Source organism: Methylocystis sp. JR02, from assembly GCF_030063565.1.
GTDB lineage: Bacteria > Pseudomonadota > Alphaproteobacteria > Rhizobiales > Beijerinckiaceae > Methylocystis > Methylocystis iwaonis.
This window is the reverse complement of record NZ_JASIRC010000001.1, coordinates 3,495,047-3,518,555: the sequence shown is the minus strand read 5'-3', so window position 1 is coordinate 3,518,555 and position 23,509 is coordinate 3,495,047. Positions and strand designations below refer to the sequence as shown.

Annotated in this window: 24 protein-coding genes and 1 tRNA gene; 10 read left to right on the top strand and 15 right to left on the bottom strand. The window is 63.2% G+C overall.

Annotated features, from left to right (window positions below; genetic code table 11):
• The first annotated feature begins 82 nt into the window (after positions 1-82).
• Complete coding sequence (locus tag QNA11_RS16805; RefSeq protein WP_283483886.1) at positions 83-1,090, top strand: complex I NDUFA9 subunit family protein; 1,008 nt, start codon at positions 83-85, stop codon at positions 1,088-1,090.
• Positions 1,091-1,239: 149 nt separating this feature from the next.
• Here QNA11_RS16805 and QNA11_RS16800 read toward each other — a convergent pair whose 3' ends face one another.
• Positions 1,240-1,932: a sulfate transporter family protein gene (locus QNA11_RS16800; RefSeq protein WP_283483885.1), complete on the bottom strand. Its 693-nt coding sequence runs from the start codon at positions 1,930-1,932 to the stop codon at positions 1,240-1,242.
• A gap of 803 nt (positions 1,933-2,735) precedes the next feature.
• Between QNA11_RS16800 and QNA11_RS16795 the strand changes: the two genes are divergently transcribed.
• The gene (locus tag QNA11_RS16795; protein WP_283483884.1) at positions 2,736-4,010 is read left to right on the top strand and encodes a hypothetical protein; all 1,275 of its coding nucleotides are present in this window, start codon (positions 2,736-2,738) and stop codon (positions 4,008-4,010) included.
• Between the two features lie 304 nt (positions 4,011-4,314).
• Here QNA11_RS16795 and QNA11_RS16790 read toward each other — a convergent pair whose 3' ends face one another.
• The 8 genes from QNA11_RS16790 to QNA11_RS16755 all read right to left on the bottom strand — a co-directional run bounded on the left by QNA11_RS16790 (position 4,315) and on the right by QNA11_RS16755 (position 12,632).
• The gene (locus tag QNA11_RS16790; RefSeq protein ID WP_283483883.1) at positions 4,315-4,677 is read right to left on the bottom strand and encodes an endonuclease domain-containing protein; all 363 of its coding nucleotides are present in this window, start codon (positions 4,675-4,677) and stop codon (positions 4,315-4,317) included.
• 81 nt (positions 4,678-4,758) lie between these two features.
• Positions 4,759-6,918, bottom strand: coding sequence for a methylmalonyl-CoA mutase (gene scpA / locus QNA11_RS16785; protein ID WP_283483882.1), 2,160 nt, complete (start codon positions 6,916-6,918; stop codon positions 4,759-4,761).
• A gap of 171 nt (positions 6,919-7,089) precedes the next feature.
• A complete protein-coding gene (locus QNA11_RS16780; protein WP_283483881.1) occupies positions 7,090-8,601 on the bottom strand; it encodes a hypothetical protein in 1,512 nt (503 codons plus the stop codon).
• A gap of 61 nt (positions 8,602-8,662) precedes the next feature.
• Entirely contained in the window at positions 8,663-9,004 is a 342-nt protein-coding gene (locus QNA11_RS16775; RefSeq protein WP_283483880.1) for a c-type cytochrome, read from the bottom strand.
• Between the two features lie 42 nt (positions 9,005-9,046).
• On the bottom strand, positions 9,047-9,475 hold the full coding sequence (locus tag QNA11_RS16770; protein WP_202071390.1) for a universal stress protein: 429 nt from the start codon (positions 9,473-9,475) through the stop codon (positions 9,047-9,049).
• Between the two features lie 105 nt (positions 9,476-9,580).
• Positions 9,581-10,072 (bottom strand): response regulator, encoded by a 492-nt coding sequence (locus QNA11_RS16765; protein WP_281929156.1) that lies wholly within the window; start codon positions 10,070-10,072, stop codon positions 9,581-9,583.
• Positions 10,073-10,421: 349 nt separating this feature from the next.
• A complete protein-coding gene (locus tag QNA11_RS16760; RefSeq protein WP_202071388.1) occupies positions 10,422-10,877 on the bottom strand; it encodes a helix-turn-helix domain-containing protein in 456 nt (151 codons plus the stop codon).
• A gap of 186 nt (positions 10,878-11,063) precedes the next feature.
• Positions 11,064-12,632, bottom strand: coding sequence for a 2-isopropylmalate synthase (locus tag QNA11_RS16755; RefSeq protein ID WP_283483879.1), 1,569 nt, complete (start codon positions 12,630-12,632; stop codon positions 11,064-11,066).
• A 401-nt stretch (positions 12,633-13,033) separates the two neighbouring features.
• Here QNA11_RS16755 and QNA11_RS16750 point away from each other — a divergent pair, with 401 nt between their 5' ends.
• A complete protein-coding gene (locus QNA11_RS16750; RefSeq protein ID WP_202071386.1) occupies positions 13,034-13,555 on the top strand; it encodes a GNAT family N-acetyltransferase in 522 nt (173 codons plus the stop codon).
• 198 nt (positions 13,556-13,753) lie between these two features.
• Here the strand turns inward: QNA11_RS16750 and QNA11_RS16745 are convergent, their stop codons facing one another.
• Positions 13,754-14,938 (bottom strand): lytic murein transglycosylase, encoded by a 1,185-nt coding sequence (locus QNA11_RS16745; RefSeq protein WP_283483878.1) that lies wholly within the window; start codon positions 14,936-14,938, stop codon positions 13,754-13,756.
• A gap of 148 nt (positions 14,939-15,086) precedes the next feature.
• Here QNA11_RS16745 and irrA point away from each other — a divergent pair, with 148 nt between their 5' ends.
• Complete coding sequence (irrA, locus tag QNA11_RS16740) at positions 15,087-15,560, top strand: iron response transcriptional regulator IrrA (RefSeq protein ID WP_246744674.1); 474 nt, start codon at positions 15,087-15,089, stop codon at positions 15,558-15,560.
• Between the two features lie 236 nt (positions 15,561-15,796).
• Here the strand turns inward: irrA and galU are convergent, their stop codons facing one another.
• Complete coding sequence (gene galU, locus QNA11_RS16735; RefSeq protein ID WP_283483877.1) at positions 15,797-16,681, bottom strand: UTP--glucose-1-phosphate uridylyltransferase GalU; 885 nt, start codon at positions 16,679-16,681, stop codon at positions 15,797-15,799.
• A gap of 129 nt (positions 16,682-16,810) precedes the next feature.
• Here galU and galE point away from each other — a divergent pair, with 129 nt between their 5' ends.
• From galE to QNA11_RS16720, 3 genes are all read left to right on the top strand, one after another.
• Positions 16,811-17,806 carry a UDP-glucose 4-epimerase GalE gene (gene galE / locus QNA11_RS16730; RefSeq protein ID WP_283483876.1) on the top strand — a complete coding sequence of 332 codons (996 nt, stop codon included), beginning with the start codon at positions 16,811-16,813 and terminating at the stop codon, positions 17,804-17,806.
• Between the two features lie 92 nt (positions 17,807-17,898).
• Positions 17,899-18,192, top strand: coding sequence for a nucleotidyltransferase family protein (locus QNA11_RS16725; protein WP_283483875.1), 294 nt, complete (start codon positions 17,899-17,901; stop codon positions 18,190-18,192).
• Positions 18,192-18,554 carry a HepT-like ribonuclease domain-containing protein gene (locus QNA11_RS16720; protein ID WP_283483874.1) on the top strand — a complete coding sequence of 121 codons (363 nt, stop codon included), beginning with the start codon at positions 18,192-18,194 and terminating at the stop codon, positions 18,552-18,554. Before QNA11_RS16725 ends, QNA11_RS16720 begins: the two co-directional genes overlap by 1 nt.
• Positions 18,555-18,626: 72 nt before the next feature.
• Here the strand turns inward: QNA11_RS16720 and pap are convergent, their stop codons facing one another.
• Positions 18,627-20,108 carry a polyphosphate:AMP phosphotransferase gene (gene pap / locus QNA11_RS16715; RefSeq protein ID WP_283483873.1) on the bottom strand — a complete coding sequence of 494 codons (1,482 nt, stop codon included), beginning with the start codon at positions 20,106-20,108 and terminating at the stop codon, positions 18,627-18,629.
• 64 nt (positions 20,109-20,172) lie between these two features.
• Here pap and QNA11_RS16710 point away from each other — a divergent pair.
• Positions 20,173-20,249: transfer RNA gene (locus QNA11_RS16710), tRNA-Arg, on the top strand.
• 116 nt (positions 20,250-20,365) lie between these two features.
• Here the strand turns inward: QNA11_RS16710 and QNA11_RS16705 are convergent.
• Complete coding sequence (locus QNA11_RS16705) at positions 20,366-21,295, bottom strand: outer membrane protein (RefSeq protein WP_283483872.1); 930 nt, start codon at positions 21,293-21,295, stop codon at positions 20,366-20,368.
• A 401-nt stretch (positions 21,296-21,696) separates the two neighbouring features.
• On the opposite strand from QNA11_RS16705, the gene QNA11_RS16700 reads away from it, so the two are divergent.
• Together QNA11_RS16700 and QNA11_RS16695 are read left to right on the top strand one after the other, a co-directional pair.
• Positions 21,697-22,098, top strand: a complete 402-nt coding sequence (locus QNA11_RS16700; protein WP_283483871.1) for a hypothetical protein — start codon at positions 21,697-21,699, stop codon at positions 22,096-22,098.
• Positions 22,099-22,156: 58 nt separating this feature from the next.
• A complete protein-coding gene (locus QNA11_RS16695; protein ID WP_202071379.1) occupies positions 22,157-22,630 on the top strand; it encodes a nuclear transport factor 2 family protein in 474 nt (157 codons plus the stop codon).
• 4 nt (positions 22,631-22,634) lie between these two features.
• Here QNA11_RS16695 and QNA11_RS16690 read toward each other — a convergent pair whose 3' ends face one another.
• Both QNA11_RS16690 and QNA11_RS16685 read right to left on the bottom strand, forming a co-directional pair.
• A complete protein-coding gene (locus QNA11_RS16690) occupies positions 22,635-23,015 on the bottom strand; it encodes a TadE/TadG family type IV pilus assembly protein (protein WP_281929187.1) in 381 nt (126 codons plus the stop codon).
• Positions 23,012-23,509: a TadE/TadG family type IV pilus assembly protein gene (locus tag QNA11_RS16685; protein WP_281929188.1), complete on the bottom strand. Its 498-nt coding sequence runs from the start codon at positions 23,507-23,509 to the stop codon at positions 23,012-23,014. Before QNA11_RS16685 ends, QNA11_RS16690 begins: the two co-directional genes overlap by 4 nt.

Sequence of the window (23,509 nt, the reverse complement as noted above, 5' to 3'; positions counted from 1 at the left end):
CTTCCCCACCGAATTTCGCTAGAGCACGGGCGACGAATTTTCCAGCCGGCCCGGCCGGCGCGGCGAACGGAGCAAGAGAGCGATGAACGGCGTGAACGGTGGCGCGGGGCGCGTTGTGACGGTATTTGGCGGTTCGGGCTTCGTCGGGCGCTATGTCGTGCGGGCGCTGGCGCGCGACGGCTGGCGCGTGCGCATCGCCTGCCGCCGCCCTGACCTCGCCTTTCACCTGCAGCCGCAGGGCCGCGTCGGCCAGGTGATGGCGGTGCAGGCCAATATCCGCCATCCCGAATCGGTCGCCGCCGCGCTGCGCGGCGCTTCGGCGGTGGTGAATCTCGTCGGCATTCTCGCCGAGAGCGGCGCGCAGAAATTCTCCAAGGTGCAGGCCGAGGGCGCCAAGACCATCGCCGAGGCCGCCAAGGCGGCCGGCATCGACACTCTCGTGCATATTTCGGCGATCGGGGCGGACGCCAATTCGGCCTCGCAATACGCTCGCAGCAAGGCCGCTGGCGAAGCCGCGGTGCTCGCCGCGGTTCCCACCGCCGTCATCCTGCGCCCCTCGGTGATCTTCGGCATCGAGGACCAGTTCTTCAACCGCTTCGCCACCATGGCCCGCTATTTCCCGGCGATCCCGGTCGTGGGCGCGGAGACGAAGTTCCAGCCGGTCTATGTCGGCGATGTCGCCGAGGCGGTTGCCGCCGCCATCGCCGGCCGCGCCACGGCGGGCGCGGTCTATGAGCTCGGCGGATCGGAGGTGCGCAGCTTCGCGGCGCTGATCGAGTTCGTCCTGAAGGTCACCGAGCGTCAGCGCCGCATCGCCAAGCTCTCCTTCGCGACCGGCAAGCTCGTCGCCTCCATCACCAGCCTCTTCACCAAGCTGTCGCTCGGGCTGTTCCCGACACTGCTGCGCATGACCGCCGATCAGGTGGAGCTGCTCCAGCACGACAATGTCGTGAGTCCCGCGGCGATCAAGGAAGGCCGCACGCTGCAGGGGCTTGGCGTCGAGCCGCAGTCCTTCGAGGCGATCGCGCCGACCTATCTCTATCGCTACCGCAAGACCGGGCAGTATCAGGCGCAGCGCCTGGAGGCGTAAGCGGCGGGGGGGCCGCGCCCCCTCCCTGTCCCTCCCCCGCCTTGCGGGAGAGGGGACGCTCCCGATCAGCATTCTTGATGAAAGCGACAATCTGTTCCCTCTCCCGCGAAGCGGGGGAGGGTTGGGGAGGGGGCTTCCAGACGCCTGGATTACCGCCCCGCCCAACGCGCCTGCCGCTCCGCCGACAGCGTTTTGTGAATCCGCGCCATGAAGGCGACGCCGAAGAGCGGCGTCAGCACATTGAGGCCCGGGGTCACGACGAAGGCGGCCATGAACAGGCCGGCGAGAAAGAGCTGCGGCGCGTAGCGCCGGCGCAGCTCCATCGCCTCCTCGAGCGAGCGGAAGCGCGTCGCCGCGAAGAGGAAATATTCGCGCCCGAGCAGATAGGCGTTGGCGAGCAGAAAGGCCACGGCGTTGATGCCCGGCAAGAGCAGCAGCAGCAGCGCGAGAAAATTCACGCCCGCCGACACGGCCGCGAATTTCACGCCCATCATGACCGCCTGAGAGACCGGTATGGCCGTGCCCCTTTCGCCGGGCGGATAAAGATCGGCTTCGACGACATCGGCGAGATCATCGAGAAAAAGCCCCGCGACCAGCACCGATATCGGGCCGATGAGAAAGGCGAGAAAAACAAAGAGCCCGACGCCCGTCGCATAAGTCAGCGCGAGCTGCAGCCAGGGATGATCGACGGAGATATAGGACAGAGCAAGCTTATCGAGCCCAACCCATGCCAGCGCCAGCAGCAGGAAGGTCATCCCTAAGCTCTTGAACAGCACATTGCGGAACGGCGGCGAGACGATCTCGCGCAGGGAGGCGAGGGCGGCGTCGAACATGAAGGTCATGCGTGGCCTCTTCTTGGAAGCGCGCCTTTGATGAAAACCGGCGATCGTTGCGCGCTCCGGCAGCCGCCCGCGCGGCGACCGCCCAGCAAATGGCGATAGAACGGCACGGACGCAAGGGGGCTTGCATCCAGCGTTTCATTGCATGGGCCAGGGGGCGATGCAGCCAAGACAACCTCTCCAGCAAATTCACCGACACGAAAAGCCCCGCCGTCTCTCGACGCGAGTTGTAAGGAAGTCCGGAACGCCCCGGCCCCGTTCGGCCGAGATGTATTTTGTTTATGCGCACCGGAGCTAAAGCGTCCCGGACACGGTCTTTATACACGCGCACCTTTTCCCGACGGAGTGACCTCGCTCCCGGACACGGCCCCTGACAGGACCGCTTCTTTCCCGCCTGACGCAAAACGCCAGACGGGCGCGCGCTCGAACGCCGCGGGCAATGTCATTCCCGCAGTCTTCCAATGCCGTCTTCCTTGGGGCGCGGGCTCCCTTTTCAGGAGGGACCGCGGCGCAGCCCGAAGGAATATTGAGGCCCAGCCTTTTGCGCGTGAGCGTTCACGCGCCCCCCGCCAAGGGGAAGCCCGACCGACGACCCGCCCACATCCGCCGAAAGGCCCGGCGGACGCTTGACCGACCCCGCCGCGCCGCCGACCTTGACGACGCCCCTTAGGTGACGAGGCGGGGGGAGCGTAAGGGCGAGTCAGGGGGGTGGGGATAAGTTTTTTTGCGCAGATGAAGGGCAGTGGAGGGAATTCTGACGACCGACTTTTGTTCGAAAATTGGGATTTTTGAGAGATAATCCATTCATGACCGACGCCAATCTCCTCAATGCAATTGTGAATCCGTTCATTGAGAGCGCGGAACGTGACGGCTTCAACGGGGTCGTAGCGTCCGCGCTCCTGCGTCTTCAACCGAATCCAGAGAAGCTGCGCACTTCGCTGTCCGCATTCATACGAGACGGGCAAATCACCGCTGTGTTCTCGCGTCTATCCGTGAATATGCATATTAAGCGCTTTCCAGACCATTCCGCCGAGGAGCAGCTAAGACTCTTGGTCGATGAACCCCTGAAGGAGTTCTGCCTGTATCCCACAGCATCAGTCGTCAGGCCGCGCGTCGACCTCTCCGCGTGGCAGGATCGCCCCTTCAGCAAGGCGCTCCTGCTCGCCGAGGCGCAGTTGTCGTTCCGCGCCTTCGATATGGGCGCGCTTGAGCGCTATGTCGCAGACCCACGTTATGACGTTAGCTTCAATGATTACATGGGGCGGATGTGGGTCACGAATGAGTTTTTCGGCGACGCGCAGCATCCGGAACGGGACAAGGTTTCCCTCCAGAGCTTCGGTCTCGGGTTTGACGGTCAGCGCAACCCATACGTCATTGTATATCTACGCTACCTCGCAGGGCTATCGGCCGAGCATCAGCAATATTGGAACAGTTACCTAATCGGCGGCGACGTGCGCATGAGCAAGCCCTATTTCAGTTCCAGCATTCAAGGTGAATTCTGGAATAACCGCTCCGTGCGTCACGCTATTGTCGAGGAAATGCGCCTGATCCGAGCACTTACCGAAGCAATCTGGGGTCGCAGCCTGTTCCGAGCCCCACCTCAGGGTGGCGTTCCAATCGGCCTCACTACTTTTCTCCGCCCAACCGCGGAGAACTTCAATCGTTTTGTCATGGCCTTGGACAAACTGCTGTCTGATAGCATCGATGGGAAGTTCTTTGAAGGAAAAGTCCCGCTCGAAACCGAAACTGCGCGTCCTGATGGAAAGATCGTCGTTCAGAAAAAAGGAACGCTGACGCTATTAGAAGAGTGGCTACTTCAGGAGATCATCTGGAGCGATCCGGCGGCTTTCCGCAAAGTGGTCATTCAGCCACTGCGCGAAGTCCGCGGTCTTCGCCAAAAGCCTGCTCACACCTTCACGCCTGACACCTTTTCGGCAGAATACCGCACGAAGCGAGAGCAACTCTTGTGGAGCGTATTCAACAGCCTTTCCAACATCCGAGCGACGTTCGCAAAGCACCCGAGCGCGGGTAATATCCCGATACCGGATTGGCTCGACAATGGCAGCATCGACGTCTTTTGAAGCAAACCATCGTTCTAGGCTCGCCGTGCATAATTCAAGACTTCTGCAACCGTGACTGCCCCTCCCCTCTCCCCGCGCGCGGGGAGAGGCTGGGTGAGGGGCTTGGGGGATGAGTGGAAGAGGAAAACGCAAAACGCCGCCGCCATCTTGGGAGGCGCCCCGGCTCCGGCCCCGGCCCCTCACCCAACCTCTCCCCGCAAGCGGGGAGAGGAGCAGGCCCTGATGCTGAAGGAATAGCGGTTATTTTGCGAGAGCGGCGCAGCGCTCCTCTCCCCCGCAAAGCCCGTCGAAGGGGCTTCGGCGATTAGCCGGAATTCTCGACCAAGACCGCAAGAATCGCTTCCGCCACAGCATCCGCATTCTCGTAAAGCTGCTGGTTGGTGAAGCGCATCACCGCGTAACCTTGCGCATTCAGGAAAGCCGTTCGTCGAGCGTCCGCAGCAAGCTCCTCGTCTGTCGAATGCGTCTCGCCGTCGAGTTCGATAACAAGCTTTCGTTCGCGGCAGGCAAAGTCGGCGATGAAAGGGCCGATCGGCTCCTGGCGGACAAATTTGAAACCGCCAAGGCCCCTGTTTCTCAATCGAGCCCATAAGACTTTTTCGGCGGAAGTCGCGTTTCGACGCAATTCACGCGCGCGCCGGGTCTCGATGAAGCGAAGGCCGCGCATATGGGAAAGGCTCCAAATAATCCCCCGGCCCCTCACCCAACCTCTCCCCGCAAGCGGGGAGAGGAGTCAGGCGCGCCCCGATTACGCCTTCGCCGGCTCGCGCTGCGCATAGCCGAGCCGGATGTTCAGCTCATGCAGCAGCTTCTCGGCGGCAGCGGGGATGTTCGTTCCGGGCGGGAAGATCGCCGCGGCGCCGAAGTCGTAGAGGGCCTGGAAATCATCCGGCGGAATGACGCCGCCGACGACCATCATGATGTCCTGGCGCCCCACTCCCGCCAGCGCGTCGCGCAGCTCGGGGGTCAGCGTCAGATGGCCCGCCGTCATGGTCGAGACGCCGACGATATGGACGTCGGCTTCCTTGGCCTTCTGCGCCACTTCGTCCGGCGTCGCGAAGAGATCGCCGATCACGACGTCGAAGCCCATGTCGGCGAAGGCCGAGGCGATGACCTTCTGGCCGCGGTCGTGGCCGTCCTGGCCCATCTTCGCGACGAGAATGCGCGGCTTGCGGCCGGTGTTGTCCTCGAAGTCGCGGGTCATGCCGACAACACGGCCGACCTGGGCGCTGTCCTTGCCGGCTTCGCGCGCATAGACGCCCGAGATGACATTGGCCTTGGGCTTGTGACGCGTGAAGACCTTTTCGAGCGCGAAGGAAATCTCGCCGACGCTCGCCTTGGCGCGCGCCGCCTTCACGGCGAGGTCGAGCAGATTGGCGCCCGAGGTCGCGCCTTCGGTCAGGGCGTTCAGCGCCGCCTGCGTCGTCGCCTCGTCGCGCTCGCCGCGCAGGCGCTTCAGCTTGTCGAGCTGCGCGGCGCGCACGGCGGCGTTGTCGACCTTGAGGACATTCGGCTTGGCGTCGTTCTCGGGCTGATATTTATTGACGCCCACGACGATCTGCGTCCCGCTGTCGATGCGCGCCTGCGTCTTGGCGGCGGCCTCCTCGATGCGCTGCTTGGGCACGCCCGCCGCAATGGCCTTGGCCATGCCCCCTAACGCCTCGATCTCCTCGATATGCGCCCAGGCCTTTTTGGCGAGCTCCGCCGTGAGACGCTCGACATAATAGGAGCCGCCCCAGGGGTCGATCACGCGCGTCGTGCCGCTCTCCTGCTGCAGCACGATCTGAGTGTTGCGGGCGATGCGGGCGGAGAAGTCGGTGGGGAGCGCCAGCGCCTCGTCCAGCGCATTGGTGTGCAGCGACTGGGTGTGGCCCTGCGTCGCCGCCATGGCCTCGACGCAGGTGCGGATGGAGTTGACGTAGACGTCCTGCGCGGTGAGCGACCAGCCGGAGGTCTGGCAGTGCGTGCGCAGCGTCAGGCTCTTCTCGGACTTGGCGCCGAGATCCTTCATGAGGCGCGCCCAGAGCAGCCGCGCGGCGCGCAGCTTGGCGACCTCCATGAAGAAATTCATGCCGATGGCGAAGAAGAAGGACAGACGCGGCGCGAAGGCGTCGATGTCGAGGCCCGCCGCGACGCCGGCGCGCACATATTCGACGCCGTCGGCGAGGGTGTAACCGAGTTCCAGATCAGCCGAGGCGCCGGCCTCCTGCATGTGATAGCCGGAGATCGAGATCGAGTTGAACTTCGGCATATTCTGCGAGGTGTACGCAAAGATGTCCGACACGATCCGCATGGAGGGGTCCGGCGGATAGATGTAGGTGTTGCGCACCATGAACTCTTTGAGAATATCGTTCTGAATCGTGCCTGTGAGCTTGTCGGCCGACACGCCCTGCTCTTCCGCCGCAACGATGAAGAGCGCGAGAACCGGCAGCACCGCGCCGTTCATCGTCATCGACACGGACATCTGATCGAGCGGGATGCCGTCGAAGAGCGTGCGCATGTCGTAGATGGAGTCGATCGCAACGCCCGCCATGCCGACGTCGCCCATGACGCGCGGATGGTCGGAGTCATAGCCGCGGTGGGTCGCGAGGTCGAAGGCGACGGAGAGGCCCTTCTGGCCGGCGGCGAGATTGCGGCGGTAGAAGGCGTTGGAATCCTCGGCCGTGGAGAAGCCGGCATATTGGCGGATCGTCCAGGGCTGGGCGACATACATGGTGGAATAAGGCCCGCGCACGAAGGGCGCGACGCCGGGGAAGCCGTCGATGAAGGAAAGCCCCTCGACATCCCCCGGCCCATAGGCGCTTTTCACCTCGATGCCCTCGGGCGTCAGCCAGCTACGCGGCGGCGCCTCCTGCGCGACTTTGGTGGCGGCGAAGGGGATTTTGGTGAAATCGGGGATGGCGGACATCGTTTCCTCGGTCTTCGTGACGGGACCCTCATAACCCACCGCCGCGCGGGGCGCAAAAAGCCTGCGGTCACCCTTCCCCGGGCTGCCTCCCGGGCGTTTTTGACCTGCGCAAAGGGAAGCGGAAAGGCGGCTTATGGCCGCTTCCATGTGGCCAACCGCCGCGAACGCTCTCTAATTCCCCGCCTCCGGCTCCATTTCCTCGTCATAAGGAGCGATCTCGTCACGCCAGCACAGCTCGGCGAGATCGAAGACGGCGCAGCGGCGCGGCTGATCGCCCGTATCGCGGCACAGTTCGAACAGCGCGAGGTCGCCTTTGACACGAAAGAATTCGGGGGAGAATATGGTGCGCGGCGGCGCGCCGCCCTCATCGATAACCGTGATCTCAAAGGTCTGCGTATCTAGCCGCAGAACCACCTGCCAGGAATGTTCCCGCCCCGCCGAGCGGTCGATGCGGCCAAAAACCAGCAAGCAGCCGCGCCGCGCCACAGCGCAGAGCGGCGACAGCGGCGGAAGGAGATCCGGCGGATAGATGAAAATGTCGATCCCGCCGTCCGGCTTCTCGACGATCACGTCCGAATAGGTCCAAACGTCCGGCCACTCGTTCTCGAATCCGTCGCAGAACTCCAGAACGGAGCCGCCAATTTGAACCCGGGCGCCGTCGGGAAGCGTTACAAGGGCAGCCTCGTCACGTCGCGCCGTCCAGACCACTCCAGGGCGCAGGGGGGAGGGTCGCGAGGCTTCCCAAGCAGCCAACATTTTTTTTATGTCGTGTTGCCGCTCATTCAACTCGCCGGTCTCGAATGTCGCGGCGGCTTCCGCGATTTCCTCTGCCGTTGAACATTCAGATTTCGGAAACTCGAATTTGGGTTTTTCAGGCCCCGGGTCCCCGTAATGCAGCCGCGCGCGGCTCGGGAGCCAGCGCCGCCGCGCCATTTCGAGCCAGAAGGGATTATCGGATTTCTCTGGATTGGCGCGGCCGGCGCGCGGGTTCTTGCAGGCGTCGTAGTCCTCGCGCGAGATCGGAAACAGCGCCATATCGCTGTGAGCGCGGCGGCGCCAGCGCAAGGTCGTCAGATCGAGTTCGAATAGCTCGCGATTGGGCTCTGACGAATTCTCATCGACGAATTGTCCCCCCACCACGAGAATGCGCGCGTCGTCCAACGGTTCGGCGCAATGGCGCGAGAGCCAGCCGGGGACGTCGCCCGTCGTCTCCATGCTCTCGATGTGGAAGTCGCGCGTATCCAGGCGCATGACCTGAACGGTCTTGCCTCGCGCGCCCTGATAACCCAACCCGCCGATAAGCCAAAGCCAGTCGCCCATCAATGTGGCGCTGTGGAAATCGGTCGGCGGAAAAATTTCGGGAGGATAGAGGTAAAACTCGGCGTAGCCGTCAGAATATTCGACGACGACATCATTGTAGATATAAAAATCCGGATCATAAAAATCTTCGTGTTCGCCAGCGACGTGAATCGTCCGCCCGTCCGCCAGCGGTGTGCGCGAGCGCCCGAAACGCTCCCAGCTCCACAGCGGAGGGCTCGGGTAAGTTCTGCCAATCGTCTCGCCCAAGCGATAGGCCGACCAGCCGTTACGCATGGCCTCGAGCCAGACAAGGTTCTCAACTTTCTCCGGATTGGCGGCACCGCGACAGGCCAGCGCGGCAATCGACGCATCAATGTTTGTCATCCAAAATCTCAAGTAGTTATGAAAACAAAACGGCGGCCCGCTCTGGCAGCCAAGAATTACCTCAGCGCTGAATCGACGCCAGATAGGCGAGCAGCGCCTCGACCTGTTTCGCGTTGAATTGAAACTGCGGCATCTCCGGCCCCTCATGGCCGACGACGATGCCCTCGCCCAGCGCCTCCTCCAGATTGGAGAGCGGATATCTGCGGCCGAGATAACGGAAGGGCGGGGCTTTGGGGATCGCGCTCGCGCCTGTGCGGCCGATGGCGTGACAACGGCTGCAATTGGCTTTTGCAATACCGGCCCCGAGTGCCAGACGCCCCCTGTCGGCGGCGCCGGCGGGCGCCGAACCACATGTGGCCGCAGAAACGAAAAGGAGGGTGGCGGAGAGCGCGAATCGAACCATGTTCGCCAATCTAGCCGCCGCCCCTGCGCCCGCCACCCGCGCCTATTGACGCACCACCAGCACCGAGCATTTGGCGTGGCGGACAATCGTCTTGGCGTTGGAGCCCAGGAGATAGGTCGCCATGGTCGGGCGATGCGAGCCGACGACGATGAGATCGGCGCCCCAGTCTTCGGCCTCGGCGAGGACCTCGGGATAGACGGCGCCGAAACGCACCGTGGAAGAAACCCGCCCGGCCGGCAGATCGACCTTGCCGGCGACATCCGCCAGATCCCTCTCGGCCGCAAGGCGCATTTCCTCGTCGAAATTCGGCGGGATGTAATCGACGAAAGCCACCGGCACGAGCGGCTGGACGCTCACGAGGCGCAACTGCGCCTCGGGGGCGGCCTTCGCCAGAGACAATGCGGCGTCGAGCCCGATCCTGGTCATGTCGGCCTCGCCCAAATCCACGGGCACGAGAATCTTCTTGTACATCGCCGCCGCCTCCCTCTATGGTTTTTGTTCAAATCGTCCGGCCATAATATAGGCGCTCAGCCATCCCCGCGCGAGCGGGCGGGTCGCCGCATGGCTAGAAAATCCTTATTGCTTGCGCGTCAGCCGGCCGACCGCCGCTTTCGTCGCCATGATGGTCTCGAGCGACTGCGCGCGCTTGGAGGCGGCCTGCGCCACAGCGGCTTTCACCTCCTCGACCGTGTAAGGCTTGGGTATCACCAACACGGGCTCGAGGTCGCCGGTTTGAAGCCATTGCGGAACGGCGGTCACGAACACCACCGCGGCGTCGATCTGCTTGAGCATCTCGTCGACCGCGACGATTCCCGAGCTGCCGTCGGCCAGCCGCACATCGGCGACCACCACCGCCGGCCGCGATTTGAGGGCGAGCGACAACGCCTCTTCCTGGGTGCGGGCCGGACCGATCACCCGATGCCCGAGATCGGTGATGATGAACTCGATGTCCTTGGCGATGATCGACTCGTCTTCGACGACCAGCACGTCGAGGGCGCGCTGGCGACGTTTCATCCGGGGGTGCGGCGCTGTTTCGGGCGCCTGCGCTTCATCCAGGGGCAAATTCACGGCGGAGCCTCTCTCCTCGCAGCAATCCTGCGGTTTCGGACGCCAATCTCCCGAGTAGAAGCGCGTCGATTAACGGCAAGCGCTTACGCGCGGCTCAAGCAATGGATCGTTAACGCGCGTAAATGCCGAGCGTTCCGAGGCGCTTGCCGCTTTTGCGCGACGCGCTGCGTTGCGGCATTTTGTCCATTCTTGCGTTCTCCGCCCAAAATGGGCGCGGCCTCGTTGAAGCAAACGGGAGCGCCCAATAGATTCACAATCAGTCAGCTTACCTTCCTGCTGATCTTGCCCTTTTGGGCGTTCTCCCCCCGACTTGGGCTGCTGGCGACGGCAGCCCATTTTTCTTTCGTGATCAGATATAAGGCGCGAGCGCGCGCACGAGTTTCACGAGGCGGCGCATTTCTCGCTGCCAGAACTGTTCGTAATCCGCCCGGATGATCGGCTGGTCGTTACGCACGGCCACCTGCCATTTATCCGGCTCGACCTTTTCCAGAAGGCCGCGCTTCTGCAAAGCGAGCAGCTTTCTGCGCACCGTCTCCCGCGGGATTCCGGTGAGCTCCGATATTCGGGAGAGGGTGGGCGGAACCGCCCACAGAACGTCCTGCTCCTGCTCCTGCAGGCGGCCGCGCTCCTCGCGCAGATAGTAACGGGAAACGAAAATAAAGATTAGCAGCTCGTCGAGATCACCGTTGAATACCTTACGAAAATCGATGAGCTGGGCGACCAGAAACTCGATGAACTCGTGCTGAAAGGTCACATAGTTTTCCTGAACGATCGTATCCGGAAAACTCCTCTCTTCGTCGGGCATGGGATTATCCAGTCGGGCAATTTTCATCGGGAATGAGCGGAACGACGCTTCGGCGCGCCACGCACGCGAGACCGGCGCCCTCGGCTCGCGACGCTGACGCGAAGGCAAATGCCGGCGATAGTCGTTCCGTCACGAGATAAAGGGCGTCCCTCGCCAGAGAGGTCGAGGGACGCTCATTTTCGACAATCAGACCGCCTGCATCGCCTCCGGCTTGGAGCGGCCGCGCTTCACCATCAACTTATTGAGCGCCGAGACATAGGCGCGCGCCGAGGCGACGAGCGTGTCCGGATCGGCGCCCCGGCCGGTGACGGATTTGCCCTCTTCGGTGAGGCGCACGGAGACTTCGGCCTGCGCGTCGGTGCCCTCGGTGACGGCGTGGACCTGATAGAGCTCCAGCGTCGCCTCATGCGGCGCGAGCGCCTTGATGGCGTTGAAGATGGCGTCCACCGGGCCATTGCCGGTCGCCTGGTGGGTCACCTTGTCGCCGTCGATGTCGAGCGTCAGAGCCGCCGACTGCGGACCATGCGTGCCGGCCATGACCATCAAAGCGAGCACCTTGATGTGATCATGCGCGGAGACGATCTCGTCGTCGACCAGCGCGATCAGATCTTCGTCGTAGACGAACTTCTTGCGGTCGGCGAGATCCTTGAAGCGGTTGAAGGCGTCCTGCAACGCATTCTCGCCGAGGTCGTAGCCCAGCTCCTTCAGCTTTTCGCGGAAGGCGTGGCGGCCGGAGTGCTTGCCCATGACGAGCGAGGTCTTGGTGACGCCGACGCTCTCGGGCGTCATGATCTCGTAAGTATGCGCATTTTTGAGCATGCCGTCCTGATGGATGCCGCTCTCATGCGCGAAGGCGTTACGGCCGACGATCGCCTTGTTGTATTGCACCGGGAAGGACGTCACCGCCGAGACGAGCTTGGAGGCGCGCGTCAGCAGCGCCGCGTCGATGTTGGTGTGATAGGGCAAAATGTCGTGACGCGTCTTCAGCGCCATCACGATTTCTTCCATGGCGGCGTTGCCCGCGCGCTCGCCCAGACCATTGATCGTGCATTCCACCTGCCGCGCGCCGCCGCGCACGCCGGCCAGCGAATTGGCGACCGCGAGACCCAGATCGTCGTGGCAATGGACGGAGAAAATCGCCTTGTCCGAATTGGGCACGCGCTCGCGCACGGTGCGGAAGAGCTGCTCATATTCCTGCGGCGTCGTATAGCCGACGGTGTCGGGAATATTGATCGTCGTCGCGCCGGCTTTGATCGCCGTTTCGACGCAGCGGCACAGGAAATCGATTTCCGTGCGCGTGCCATCCTCCGCCGACCATTCGACGTCGGCCACCTGATTGCGCGCGCGACCGACCGAAGAGGCGACCAGCTCCAGCACCCGCGCCGGCTCCATCTGGAGCTTGTATTTCATGTGAACGGGCGAGGTGGAAATGAACGTGTGGATGCGCGCCCGCTTCGCCTCGCGCAGCGCCTCGGCGCAGCGATCGATGTCTTTTTCGGACGCGCGCGCGAGGCCGGCGACCGTCGCATTCTTCACGCGCCGCGCGACCTCGCAGACGCTTTCGAAATCGCCGGGGCTCGCAATTGGAAAGCCCGCCTCGATGATGTCGACGCCCAATTGGTCGAGCAGCTCGGCGACTTCCAGCTTTTCCTCCAGCGTCATGGAGGCGCCCGGCGACTGCTCGCCGTCACGCAGGGTCGTGTCGAAAATGACGACGCGCTCGCCGTCCTGGGAGCCATGTGCGGTATGGGTCATGATGAAACTTTCTGAAGCTGCTGCGCCCGATGTCAGGGCATATCCGGGTTACGTCGAGCCCCTGACCGCCTGGGCAAAAGCCCTGCGGGCGTCAGGGGCGACGAAGAAGCAGCAGGCCGGCGCGCGCAAAAGCCGCGCAAGAGCCGGCAAGCCCGCACGCCTTTTTAGCTTCAAATGTGGCGGTATCGGCAGCCACCTTCCGACGTCCTCGCTTCGACGGCCTTCTCCAGGCCGAAATCCGCCCAAGGATAAGCAAATACGCGGCGGCAGGCAAGCGACCGCCTGCGCGTCCGGCGTAAGTCGAGGCTATCAAAAGTCTATTCGAAGCGCATTTGTTTTTTTGCGCTTTCCGCCATTCGTGCCTCTTGCCCAAAGGCCGATATGAGCCCTAACATCTCTCCATGGTCAAAACCGCCTTCTCGATCCGCCACGCACGCCCCGGCGACGCCGAGGAAATTGCACGGGTTCACGACGCTTCCTGGCGCGACGCCTATCGCGGCGTCATTCCTGGAGTCGAGCTCGAACGCATGATTGCGCGGCGCGGCCCGGCTTGGTGGCATTCCGCGATCGTGCGCGGCACGGGCCTGCTCGTGCTGGACTTCGACAAGCAGATCGCCGGCTATTCGACCTATGGCCGCAACCGCGTGCCGTCGATGCCCTATTCGGGCGAGATATTCGAACTGTATTTGGCGCCGCAGCATCAGGGCCTGGGCTTGGGCCGGCGCCTGTTCAACGCAGCGCGGCGCGAGCTCGCCGAGCACGGCTATCTCTCGACGATCGTCTGGGCGCTCGCCGATAATGAGAAGGCGCTGTCTTTCTACCGCGGCCTCGGCGGCCAAACCGTCCGTCGCGCGGAAGAGCGCTTCGGCTCGGACATGCTGACGCGCGTCGCCTTCGGCTTCGTCTCCGCGCCCGTGCGCTAATCACGCCGTCATTGCGAGCGTAGCGAAGCAATCTCCTCGCAGTGATCGACCAATACGAGATCGGCTTGGACTGGTTCGGTGTCATTCCCGACGCTCGCGCAGCGAGTGATCGGGAATCCAGAGCAAAATCAGCGCTATTTTGGCTCTGGATTCCCGGTCGGGCTTTCAGCCCGCCGGGAATGACAATGAGTATGACGCTTACCGCCCTTTCAACCTCGCGAGGATTTCCTTCGTCGCGAAGCCGTCAGCGGGCTGTATCCCTTCCGCGATCTGAAAAGCATGGACGGCGTTGCGGCTGGTGCGGCCCAACTTCCCGTCGATTGCGCCCCGGTAATAGCCCTTCTCGGTCAGCAACTGCTGCATCGCCTTGACGTCGCCGGTGGAAAGCGGCGCGACGCGCGGCCAGGGCGTCACGGGCGTATCGTGTCCGGCGATGCGATCGGCAAGTATCGCGACCGACATCGCATAGGCATCCGAAGTATTATATTGCCGAATGACCTCGAAGTTATCCGAGATGAGAAACGCCGGACCATTCGCGCCAGCCGGCAAGTAAAGGCTTGCTGGGCCACTTGAAGGCAGCGCCTCTCCGTCCGCCCGCTGAACGCCCAGCGACCGACAGCGACCGAAGTCGAGATCGAAAGCCGCGTAATCGAAGCCATCCGGCAGGCGGACCTCGACGATCGCGGGAAGGCCAGCGACCCAACCGGATTTCGCAAGGAAACTCGCAATCGAGGCGACAGCATCCGCATGCGAACGCCAAATATCCGGCGCGCCGGCGCCGTCGTCGCTTTCCGCATATTTGAGGTAGGCGGACGGCATGAACTGTGGCTGGCCCATGGCGCCCGCCCAGGAGCCGCGCAATTGGGCGCGCGTCGCATAGCCCTTTTCCAGCATCACCAAAGCGGCGACGAACTCCTCGATGAAGGTCTCGGCGCGGTGGCCTTTCCAGGCGAGCGTCGCCAGCACCTTCAGAACATCGGCGCCCCCGGTCGCCGTCCCGAAATTGCTCTCGACGCCGAGAATGGCGACGATGATCTCGCCAGGAACGCCATGCCGCGCCGTCGCCCGGCGCAAAGGGCCGGCGAGCTCCGCCGCGACGGATTGGCCGCGCGCGACGCGGCTGCTCGTCACCGCTCCAGCGAGATAGGCGGGAATGGAGATGGTGAATTCGGCCTGGGCCTTGGGCTTGGCGAGAACGCCCGGCTCCGGCGCGAGGCCTGAGACCGCCGCCTCGAAGGTGGCGCGGGAGACGCCCGCCGCCTGGGCTTGCGGCCAGATGTTTTGCAGAAATTGCGCGAAATCTTCAGCCTGCGCCGGAAAAGCGAGCGCGATCAGGCTCAGAGCCAGCCCCTGCAAGGCGCGGCGACGATCGAGAGGGCCCAAGGCCCTTTCCCTGCGGCTCATTGTCTTCCCCTGGCCCTGCTTGTTTGGAAATCTTTCATATTGCAGCATTTGACAGGCCAGCCGCGCTGCCGTCTACTGAAGACAACAGAGTTTTGAGGGGCGAGATTGCTCGCTGTCGGTCCTTACAATGACACATCAAGCTGTGCCTAGAAGCTTCAACGACTCCCGCCGCTTGCGGGAGCAGCCCGCCGGCGTTCCGCTGGACCCCAAGACCAAGCTCCGCAACGCCGGCCTGCGCCCCACCGTGCAACGTCTGGCGCTCAGTAAGCTTCTCTTCGGCAAGGGCGATCGCCACGTCAGCGCCGAGGCGCTCCATGCCGAGGCGCGCGAAGCCGGCCTCACCATGTCGCTCTCGACTGTCTACAACACGCTGAACCAATTCGCGCAAGCTGGGCTTCTGCGGGAGATCGCGGTCCAGGGCCCGCGCACCTATTTCCACACCCGCACCTCGCCTCACCACCATTTCATGGATGAAGCCACAGGCCGCATGTTCGACGCGGCCGATCGCTCGGTGGAGTTCTCCCGCCTGCCGGCGCCGCCGGAGGGCATGGAGATCGTCGGCTGCGACGTGATCATCCGCATCCGCCCGAAGAAGGGCTGAGCGGCGATGCGCGCCTGAAGGCGCGCGGTCCAGCGCCACCATTGGACCGCGCGCCTTCAGGCGCGCTCAGTTTATCAGCAAACCTCCGAGGCGGCCTCGTCCTTCGAGACGCGAGCTTCGCTCGCTCCTCAGGATCAGGCCTAAGTATTTGATGCAGAAGCCCCTCATGCTGAGGAGCCTGCGCAGCAGGCGTCTCGAAGCACGAGGGGCGTATCGCTTCAGGCTCGCTTAGATCATCATACGAGAAGCTTTTTCAGCTCCGCCCGCAGGCCGTCGGCCACATCCGGCCGCGCCAGGCCGAAGGCGACATTCGCCGCGAGGAAGCCGAGCTTCGAGCCCGTGTCATAGGTGCGGCCGTCGAAGCGCACGCCGTGGAAGGGCCGCTCTTTGGCGAGATGGATCATGGCGTCGGTGAGCTGGATCTCGCCGCCCGCGCCCTTCTCGCCCTTTTCGAGCAGCGCGAAGATCTCCGGCTCGAGAATATAGCGTCCCGAGATAATGAAGTTGCTGGGCGCCGTGCCCTGCGGCGGCTTCTCCACCATGCCGGTGATCTCGAACGTCTCGCCGAAATCCTTGCCCTTGGCGACGATCCCATATTGGTGCGTCTCCTCGGGCCTCACCTCCTCGACGGCGATGATGTTGCCGCCGTGCTTCTCATAGGCCTCGACGGCCTGCGCCATACAGCGCGAGGTCTTGCCGGCGGCCGGGAGGGTGATCATGTCGGGAAGCAGCACCGCGAAGGGCTCGTCGCCGATGATCTCGCGCGCGCACCAGACGGCGTGGCCGAGCCCGAGCGGCGCCTGCTGGCGCGTGAAGCTCGTGGCGCCCGCCTTCGGCAGATCGGCCATCAGGCTTTCGTATTCTTTTGTCTTGTTGCGACGCTTGAGGGTGTCCTCGAGTTCATAGGACATATCGAAGTGGTCCTCGATCGCGGCTTTGCCGCGTCCGGTGACAAAAACGAAATGCTCGATTCCGGCCTCGCGCGCCTCGTCGACCACATGCTGGACCACAGGACGGTCGACGACCGTCAGCATTTCCTTCGGCACCGCCTTTGTTGCCGGCAGGAAGCGCGTGCCGAGGCCGGCGACAGGAAAAACAGCCTTACGTATGCGTTTGGTCATTGGTCCGACTTCGAGTGGTTAGGTTACGGAAGCGCCGAATCTCGCGTAAAAGAACTCAAATTCTACGCAGCCGGCCTGAGTTTTAACGATGCGGCGTTAATTTGGGGTGAGGAACACCGGAGGGGCAAGATGACGGTTTTGGTCACGGGCGGCGCCGGCTACATCGGCAGCCATACAGTTCTGGAGCTCCTCGACGCCGGCGAAAGACCGGTCGTGCTGGACGATCTATCCACCGGCTTTCGTTGGGCGGTCCCCGAGGGGGCGCAACTGATCGTCGGCGACGATGGCGACGAAAAGCTCGTCGCAGAGCTGATCCGCGACCATAAGGTCGACGCCATCATCCATTTCGCCGCCAAGATCGTCGTCCCCGACTCCGTCGCCGATCCTTTGGGCTACTATCTCAACAATACGGCGAAAGCGCGCTCGCTGATCGCGACCGCGGTCGGCTGCGGCGTGAAGCATTTCATCTTCTCCTCGACCGCCGCCGTCTATGGCGATCCCGAGCACCTGCCCGTGACCGAGGACGAGCCCTTGAAGCCCGTCTCGCCCTATGGCCGCTCCAAGCTCATGGTCGAATGGATGCTGGAGGATACCGCGCGGGCCCATGATTTCGCCTATGTAGCGCTGCGTTATTTCAACGTCGCGGGAGCCGACCCCAAGGGCCGCTCCGGCCAATCCACGCCCAACGCCACCCATCTCATCAAGGTCGCGGCGCAGACGGCGCTCGGCAAGCGGCCGAAGATGCAGGTCTTCGGCACGGATTACCCCACCCCCGACGGCACCTGCGTGCGCGACTACATCCAGGTCACAGACCTCGCCCGCGCCCATCTCGACGCTTTGCGCTATCTGCGCGACGGCGGGAAAAGCCTCGTCGCCAATTGCGGTTATGCGCATGGCTTTTCGGTGCTGGAGGTCATCGAGGCGGTCAAGCGGATATCCGGCATCGATTTCCCGGTCGACTACGCCCCGCGCCGGCCGGGCGATCCGGCGGCGATCGTCGCCGCCAATGATCGCGCGCGCAATGTGCTCGGCTGGAAGCCGGAGCACGATAATCTGGACGAGATCGTGCGGCAGGCGCTCGATTGGGAGAGGAAGCTCGGCGAGCGCTCGGGTCATCCGGGGTAGGCCGGTTCTGCAGTATGGTCGCTGCGGCGCCGTGCGCGCGGCGACCCGCCGCCGACCTGGAAAAAGGACCAGAATAGCTGTATTTTCAGGCCATGACCCGTGAAGACGCCTTAAGCCGGTTGAGGGCGCACGAAGCCGAGTTGAAGAGGCTCGGCGTCGAGCACCTTTACCTCTTTGGCTCCATTGCGCGGGGGGACGCGCAAGATAAATCCGACGTGGATTTGTTTTTCGATCATCAGAAGGGCAAGCTCGGGCTTTACGAGCTGATGGATTTGAAGCAGCGGGCCACCGATATTCTCGACCGTAGGGCCGACATCATGACGCGCGACAGCCTGCATCCGATTCTGAAAAAAGAGATCGAAGACTCGGCCGTGCTCGTCTTTTAATGGTTGCGCGGCGCATTTCTCCTCGGCTCTCCGACATCATCGAAGCCTCCGTAAATATCGACGCCGTTTTGGACGGCGTCTCAATGGCCGCTTTCGAACGCGACTGGCAAAAGCGCTGGCTGATCGAGCGCGGAATAGAGATTATCTCTGAGGCGAGCCGCCATCTGCCAAAGGAAATCAAAGACCGGCGACCTGAGATTCCCTGGAGCAAGGTCGCTGGCATCGGCAATATTCTCCGGCACGATTACCAGCGCATCGCCCCGGATGTGCTCTGGAAGCTGGTGCGGGACGATCTGCCGCTTTTGGAAAGCGTCTGCCGCGAGGAGCTGGCGGCTGCCCTCCGTCGCGAGAGCGAGGGATAGGCTAGCCTGTATCCGGTTCGCTTGAACCGCCCGCCGGGGCTTGTTTGCCGCGCTGGCCGCAGCCCCATCTGATCACGCCTCCAGCCGCTCGACGATGGTTCGCAGCACCTTGAGACGGGCGAACTTCTTGTCATTGGCCTCGACCAGCGTCCAGGGCGCGAGCCGCGAGCTGGTGCGGTCGACCATGTCGGTCATCGCCTGTTCGTAAAGGGCCCATTTCTCGCGGTTGCGCCAATCGTCGGGGGTCAACTTGTAGCGCTTGAACGGCTTGGCTTCCCGATCCTGGAAGCGGCGCAACTGCTCGTCCTGCGAGATCGCGAGCCAGAATTTGACGACGAGATAGCCGCACTCGCCGAGCTGGCGTTCGAAATCATTGATCTCCGGATAGGCGCGCATCCAATCCTCCGGCGGCGCGAAGCCCTCCACGCGCTCGACGAGCACGCGTCCGTACCAGCTACGGTCGAAGATGGCGACGTCGCCGCGGCGCGGGAGATTGCGCCAGAAGCGCCAGAGATAGGGCCGCGCCAGCTCTTCGTCGCTGGGCGCGGCGACGCCATGGACCCGGAAGCGGCGCGGATCGAGCGCCTCGCGCACGCGGCGGATCGCCCCGCCCTTCCCCGCAGCGTCATTGCCCTCGAAGACCAGGACAAGCCCTCTGTTGCGAAAGCTCTTGGCCGTCGTGGCCTCGGTCAGGCGCTGCTGCAAGTCCCGCAGCTCCTCGCTGTAGGTCTCCCGATCGGCGGTTTTCGCCAGATCCAGCGCGGAAACGAGGCTCGGCCGCGGCAAAGCGCTCTCCGGCGTCGCGACGGCCTGCGTGCTCGGCGCTGCCGGCGTCCCCTCGGCGGCGCTTGTCAGGGTCTGCAATAAGAGATCGCCGACGGCGGCGTCGCGGTAATGCGGGTCGGACGCCGGCACCACGGCCCAGGGCGCATTGCCGGAGGAGGTCTTTTCGATCATCTCCAACGCCGCGTCGGTCAGGCGGGCCCGAGCCTTGCCGCCGTCGATCTCGTCCCATTCGATGACGGCGGGGCGGCGCAGCGCGCCATTGGCCTCGCGCAGCTTCTCGAGCCGCTTCTGCGCCTCGCGATCGTCCATATGGAGCCAGATCTTGAGGAGATGCACGCCCTCGCGGCGCAGCATTTCCTCGGAGCGGATCATATCCTCCAGGGCGTTGTCATAAGCGTTTTTGTCCAGCCGCCCCAAGGCGCGGTTGCGCAGCAGCCGATGGTGCCAGGAGCCGATGACGAGCGCGATGCGTCCCTTGGGCGGCATATCCCGCCAATAGCGCCAGGAGCCGGGGCGCGCCCGTTCTTCGTCCGTCGGCTTGCGGTAAGAGAGAGTCTCCACGAGATGGTCGTCGAGCCAGTCGTAGAGCCGGTTGACGACCTCGCCCTTGCCGGCCCCGTCCGAGCCGTTGACGAGCACCATGATCGCGGCCCGCTTCTGCTCCGCCACCTCGAATTGCGCGTCGAGCAAAAGCTCGCGCAGCCGCATCTCGGCGGCCTCGAACTCATCCTTGGTCATGACATGCGGCAGGTTGGCGGATTCGAACATGGATCTCTTTCCGGCAATGGCAACTTTTCAAACGGGCAAGCTGTGGTAGATGTAGCGGCAAGCGGGTCCCGTAGCTCAGCAGGATAGAGCAGCGGTTTCCTAAACCGAAGGTCACAGGTTCGAATCCTGTCGGGACCGCCATAAGCTTCAAAGAAAATCTGCGTTCCGCAATACTCTTCGACGGGCATAAACAAAAAGAAAAGGCCCGGCGTGAACCGGGCCTCCCCTTGACGAACGAAAGGCTGGATTTCGCTCGGTCAAAAACTCGCGAGGACCGGCGCCGAGCCCCAGTTGAAATGGTAATTCACGCCCGCGCGCACGATATTGCCGCGGATGGGCGCGGAGACCACAGGCGTTGTCGCCGCGAAGGTCCAAGTGGGAACCGGCGTGAAAGCGATGCCCGCGCCGCCGAAGGTGTGGATCGCGCCGAGGTCGTAATAGAGATATTCGACCTTTGCGGACCAGTTCGGCATGAACATCCATTCGAGGCCGCCGCCCGCCGTCCAGCCCGTCGCCGTGTCGGAGAAGCTCGAGAAGCCGGCGCCGAACTGGCCGGTCGGGTTGAGGATTTGAAGCGTGCTCGCGTTCAAGGTCACGCCGCCATAGGCGAAGCCGCCCGTGCCATAGAGCAAGAGGGTCGGCATGACGAGCCAGCCCAAGCGACCCCGCACCGTGCCGAGATAGTCGAGGCTGCCTGAAAGCCGCGTGAACTGGCTGACGCTGAAGCCCGAGGGGAGCGGCAGAACGCCAAAAAGAGTCGTGTCGCCGCCGCTGCTGGCGACGCCCTGGATGTCCGCCTCCAGGCCCACGAGGAAGTTCTGGTAGAACTGGTAATTATAGCCCACCTGGCCGCCGCCGATGAAGCCGGAACGGTTGCCGATCCCCGCAAATCCCTGGCCGCCGCTGAACCAGGCCCATTGGCCGGGCGCAGGCGCAGGCTGGGGGCCGCCCCAGCGCTTGGTGGGCGCAGACGTCACGAGGACGCCGTCGAACTGCGTGAGCGTTGCCGTTGTGTCGGAGGCCCATGTCCCGCCGGCGTTCACGCCAGCATAGAAACCTGTCCAGGTCGGCAAGGGCGCAGCCGCCGGCGCGACGGCGGGCGGAGCCTTAAGGGACGGAAGGTCCGCCGCAAAGGCGGAGCCCGCCATCAGCGCCGAAGCTGCAACCGAAAGACAGAATTTTTTCATAACGATCATCCTCCTTGAATCACGCCTCTAGTGATCGCGGGGAATAGATCGCACGTATAGTTTTATGAGAAGATGGATATTACGGCAAAGTCGTTCTTTATTATCGCATGTGCCAAATGTGCAACAAATATTTCAAATAATACAGTTAAGTCATAGGCATGTGTAGTAGTTATACTTACTTATATCTGCTTACGTGTAGCTACGTACAGGAGGACATGCTTTGCCGTGCGCCAATGAGGGTCGCTGTGCGGCGTCCGTGCGAGGAAGCGCCCGGTTCCATGACGTCGCATCTGAGCCATCTTCGCGCCTCTTTTCACACGGACGCTTCCGCCAAAAGATGCGCTGTGGCGTCGATGCCGCGGTACGCTCTCGCGCCCTTCCTTTTTGATGGATTTTCGGATATGCGCCGCCGCCCAACAGCTTTCCTTGCCGCTGTGATCATCATGCTCGCCGCGGGGTGGGCCAATGCGCAAGATCGACCGTCCCACGCAAGGAAATTCAGCGCGGAAAAGCGACCGGCGCTGCCCGTGAGCGAGCCGGCGCCCTGCCCTCGCGCCACATGGAAGGACGATCCCGTCTGCTTCGGAGAAGGAGACCGAGACGCTTTGCCGGTTCCCTCGGCTGCCTCGATCCAACACGAGCGGACCGCCGACGGCATTGAGATCAAGCCGACAGCGAAGCTCAACCCGCGCCCGACCGGCCCCGGCGGCGGCGCCTATCAATCGGAAAACACCTACCAATCGAACGGAAACTCGGTTACCTCGAATTACGGCGGCGGCCTCAGCCTGCATCTTCCCTTCTGAAACTGGCGTCGGAGACGCGCCCGCCGGCTCGACAACCGATTATTCCGGAGCCTGATCCATGGCCGATGAAGCCCGCCCGCCGCTGCCGCCCTTCACCGATGAAACGGCGCGGCAGAAAGTAAGGCTCGCCGAAGACGCCTGGAACAGCAGGGACCCGGCGCGCGTGGCCTTGGCCTATACCTTCGACAGCCAGTGGCGGAATCGGTCGCGATTCATTTCCGGCCGCGCCGAAATCATCGCGTTTCTCGAAGCCAAATGGGCAGCCGAACAAGACTATCGGCTAATCAAGGAGATCTGGGCGCATCAGGGCAATCGCATCGCCGTGCGCTTCGCCTATGAATATCACGACGCGTCCGGCAACTGGTTTCGCGCCTATGGCAACGAGAATTGGGAGTTCGCCGAAAACGGGCTCATGCGCCGGCGCATCGCCAGCATCAATGATCTGCCGATCGACGAAAAAGAGCGCAAGCTGACCTTCCCGCAAGGGCGTCGTCCCGACGATTTCCCCGGCCTCACCGAACTCGGTCTTTGAGTCCTCACACGGGGAAGCAGGACGACGCGCGGATGTCGAAACTCGGCAGGTTCAAATAGGGCGCGAAATTCGGGAAGGCGTAGCTCGCCGAAACGAGATTGCCGCAGGATGACTGGCTGAACGAGAAGGTCGTAGCGGGAAGGTTCAGACCGAAAGCCTGACCGACCGCGAACTGCTGGATCGCGGCGGGCGAGCTGCAGACCGCCGGATTAATGGTCGCGCATCGCGCGGCCATTTCGGCCCCGTGCTGCAATCCGACTTGCGTCCACATCCACATGCCGAGCTGAAAGGTCGCCAACAGACCGAGCAGAAACAGCGGCGCCGTGAAAGCGAATTCAACGGCGGCGACGCCAGAGACATTATCGAGGAATTTTTTGGAAATCATTTGATGCGCACCGTCGATTGAGCCGTGAGGGCGAAGCTTTTGGGAAGCAGCGGATAGGCAAGGACGGTCTGGTAGGTCGCGCTCGCCGACGCCTGCACGAACTGACCGGCTGCCGAACCGGAGGCGCAAATCGAGCCGCAGGCGGCCGCCACAACGCCGGTCGCCGAGGCGCAACCGCAATAGAGCTGCGGCTGCGGAGCGGCGCTGACCCCCGAATAGCTCGTGGCGGCGAGAATGGCGTTGGTCGTTCCGTTCTGATCGTAGCCATGCACGGCGGCATATTCGGCGCCGGCTTGCGCGGCTGATTGCACCTGCATCTTTCGGTAGATCCCGAGACCCAGATCCGCGACGCAGATGATGCAAAGGGCAAGCGCCGGAAGGATGAGCGCGAGCTCTATGCTCATTACCCCCGCGATCGACCGCCCGCTGTGGTCGAACAAAGTCCGAAGAGCGAATAGCGCGCCGCTCGCCGTTTGCGCGTAAAGACGCATCAT

Coding starts and splice junctions, on each gene's coding strand:
- QNA11_RS16805 (WP_283483886.1), top strand. CDS start 83: ATGAACGGCGTGAACGGTGGCGCGGGGCGCGTTGTGACGGTATTTGGC.
- QNA11_RS16700 (WP_283483871.1), top strand. CDS start 21,697: ATGCGCCGCCGCCCAACAGCTTTCCTTGCCGCTGTGATCATCATGCTC.
- galE (WP_283483876.1), top strand. CDS start 16,811: ATGACGGTTTTGGTCACGGGCGGCGCCGGCTACATCGGCAGCCATACA.
- QNA11_RS16795 (WP_283483884.1), top strand. CDS start 2,736: ATGACCGACGCCAATCTCCTCAATGCAATTGTGAATCCGTTCATTGAG.
- QNA11_RS16790 (WP_283483883.1), bottom strand. CDS start 4,677: ATGCGCGGCCTTCGCTTCATCGAGACCCGGCGCGCGCGTGAATTGCGT.
- QNA11_RS16685 (WP_281929188.1), bottom strand. CDS start 23,509: ATGATGCGTCTTTACGCGCAAACGGCGAGCGGCGCGCTATTCGCTCTT.
- scpA (WP_283483882.1), bottom strand. CDS start 6,918: ATGTCCGCCATCCCCGATTTCACCAAAATCCCCTTCGCCGCCACCAAA.
- QNA11_RS16780 (WP_283483881.1), bottom strand. CDS start 8,601: ATGACAAACATTGATGCGTCGATTGCCGCGCTGGCCTGTCGCGGTGCC.
- irrA (WP_246744674.1), top strand. CDS start 15,087: ATGACACATCAAGCTGTGCCTAGAAGCTTCAACGACTCCCGCCGCTTG.
- QNA11_RS16690 (WP_281929187.1), bottom strand. CDS start 23,015: ATGATTTCCAAAAAATTCCTCGATAATGTCTCTGGCGTCGCCGCCGTT.
- QNA11_RS16770 (WP_202071390.1), bottom strand. CDS start 9,475: ATGTACAAGAAGATTCTCGTGCCCGTGGATTTGGGCGAGGCCGACATG.
- QNA11_RS16720 (WP_283483874.1), top strand. CDS start 18,192: ATGGTTGCGCGGCGCATTTCTCCTCGGCTCTCCGACATCATCGAAGCC.
- QNA11_RS16760 (WP_202071388.1), bottom strand. CDS start 10,877: ATGCCCGACGAAGAGAGGAGTTTTCCGGATACGATCGTTCAGGAAAAC.
- QNA11_RS16750 (WP_202071386.1), top strand. CDS start 13,034: ATGGTCAAAACCGCCTTCTCGATCCGCCACGCACGCCCCGGCGACGCC.
- QNA11_RS16705 (WP_283483872.1), bottom strand. CDS start 21,295: ATGAAAAAATTCTGTCTTTCGGTTGCAGCTTCGGCGCTGATGGCGGGC.
- QNA11_RS16775 (WP_283483880.1), bottom strand. CDS start 9,004: ATGGTTCGATTCGCGCTCTCCGCCACCCTCCTTTTCGTTTCTGCGGCC.
- QNA11_RS16695 (WP_202071379.1), top strand. CDS start 22,157: ATGGCCGATGAAGCCCGCCCGCCGCTGCCGCCCTTCACCGATGAAACG.
- pap (WP_283483873.1), bottom strand. CDS start 20,108: ATGTTCGAATCCGCCAACCTGCCGCATGTCATGACCAAGGATGAGTTC.
- galU (WP_283483877.1), bottom strand. CDS start 16,681: ATGACCAAACGCATACGTAAGGCTGTTTTTCCTGTCGCCGGCCTCGGC.
- QNA11_RS16800 (WP_283483885.1), bottom strand. CDS start 1,932: ATGACCTTCATGTTCGACGCCGCCCTCGCCTCCCTGCGCGAGATCGTC.
- QNA11_RS16755 (WP_283483879.1), bottom strand. CDS start 12,632: ATGACCCATACCGCACATGGCTCCCAGGACGGCGAGCGCGTCGTCATT.
- QNA11_RS16725 (WP_283483875.1), top strand. CDS start 17,899: ATGACCCGTGAAGACGCCTTAAGCCGGTTGAGGGCGCACGAAGCCGAG.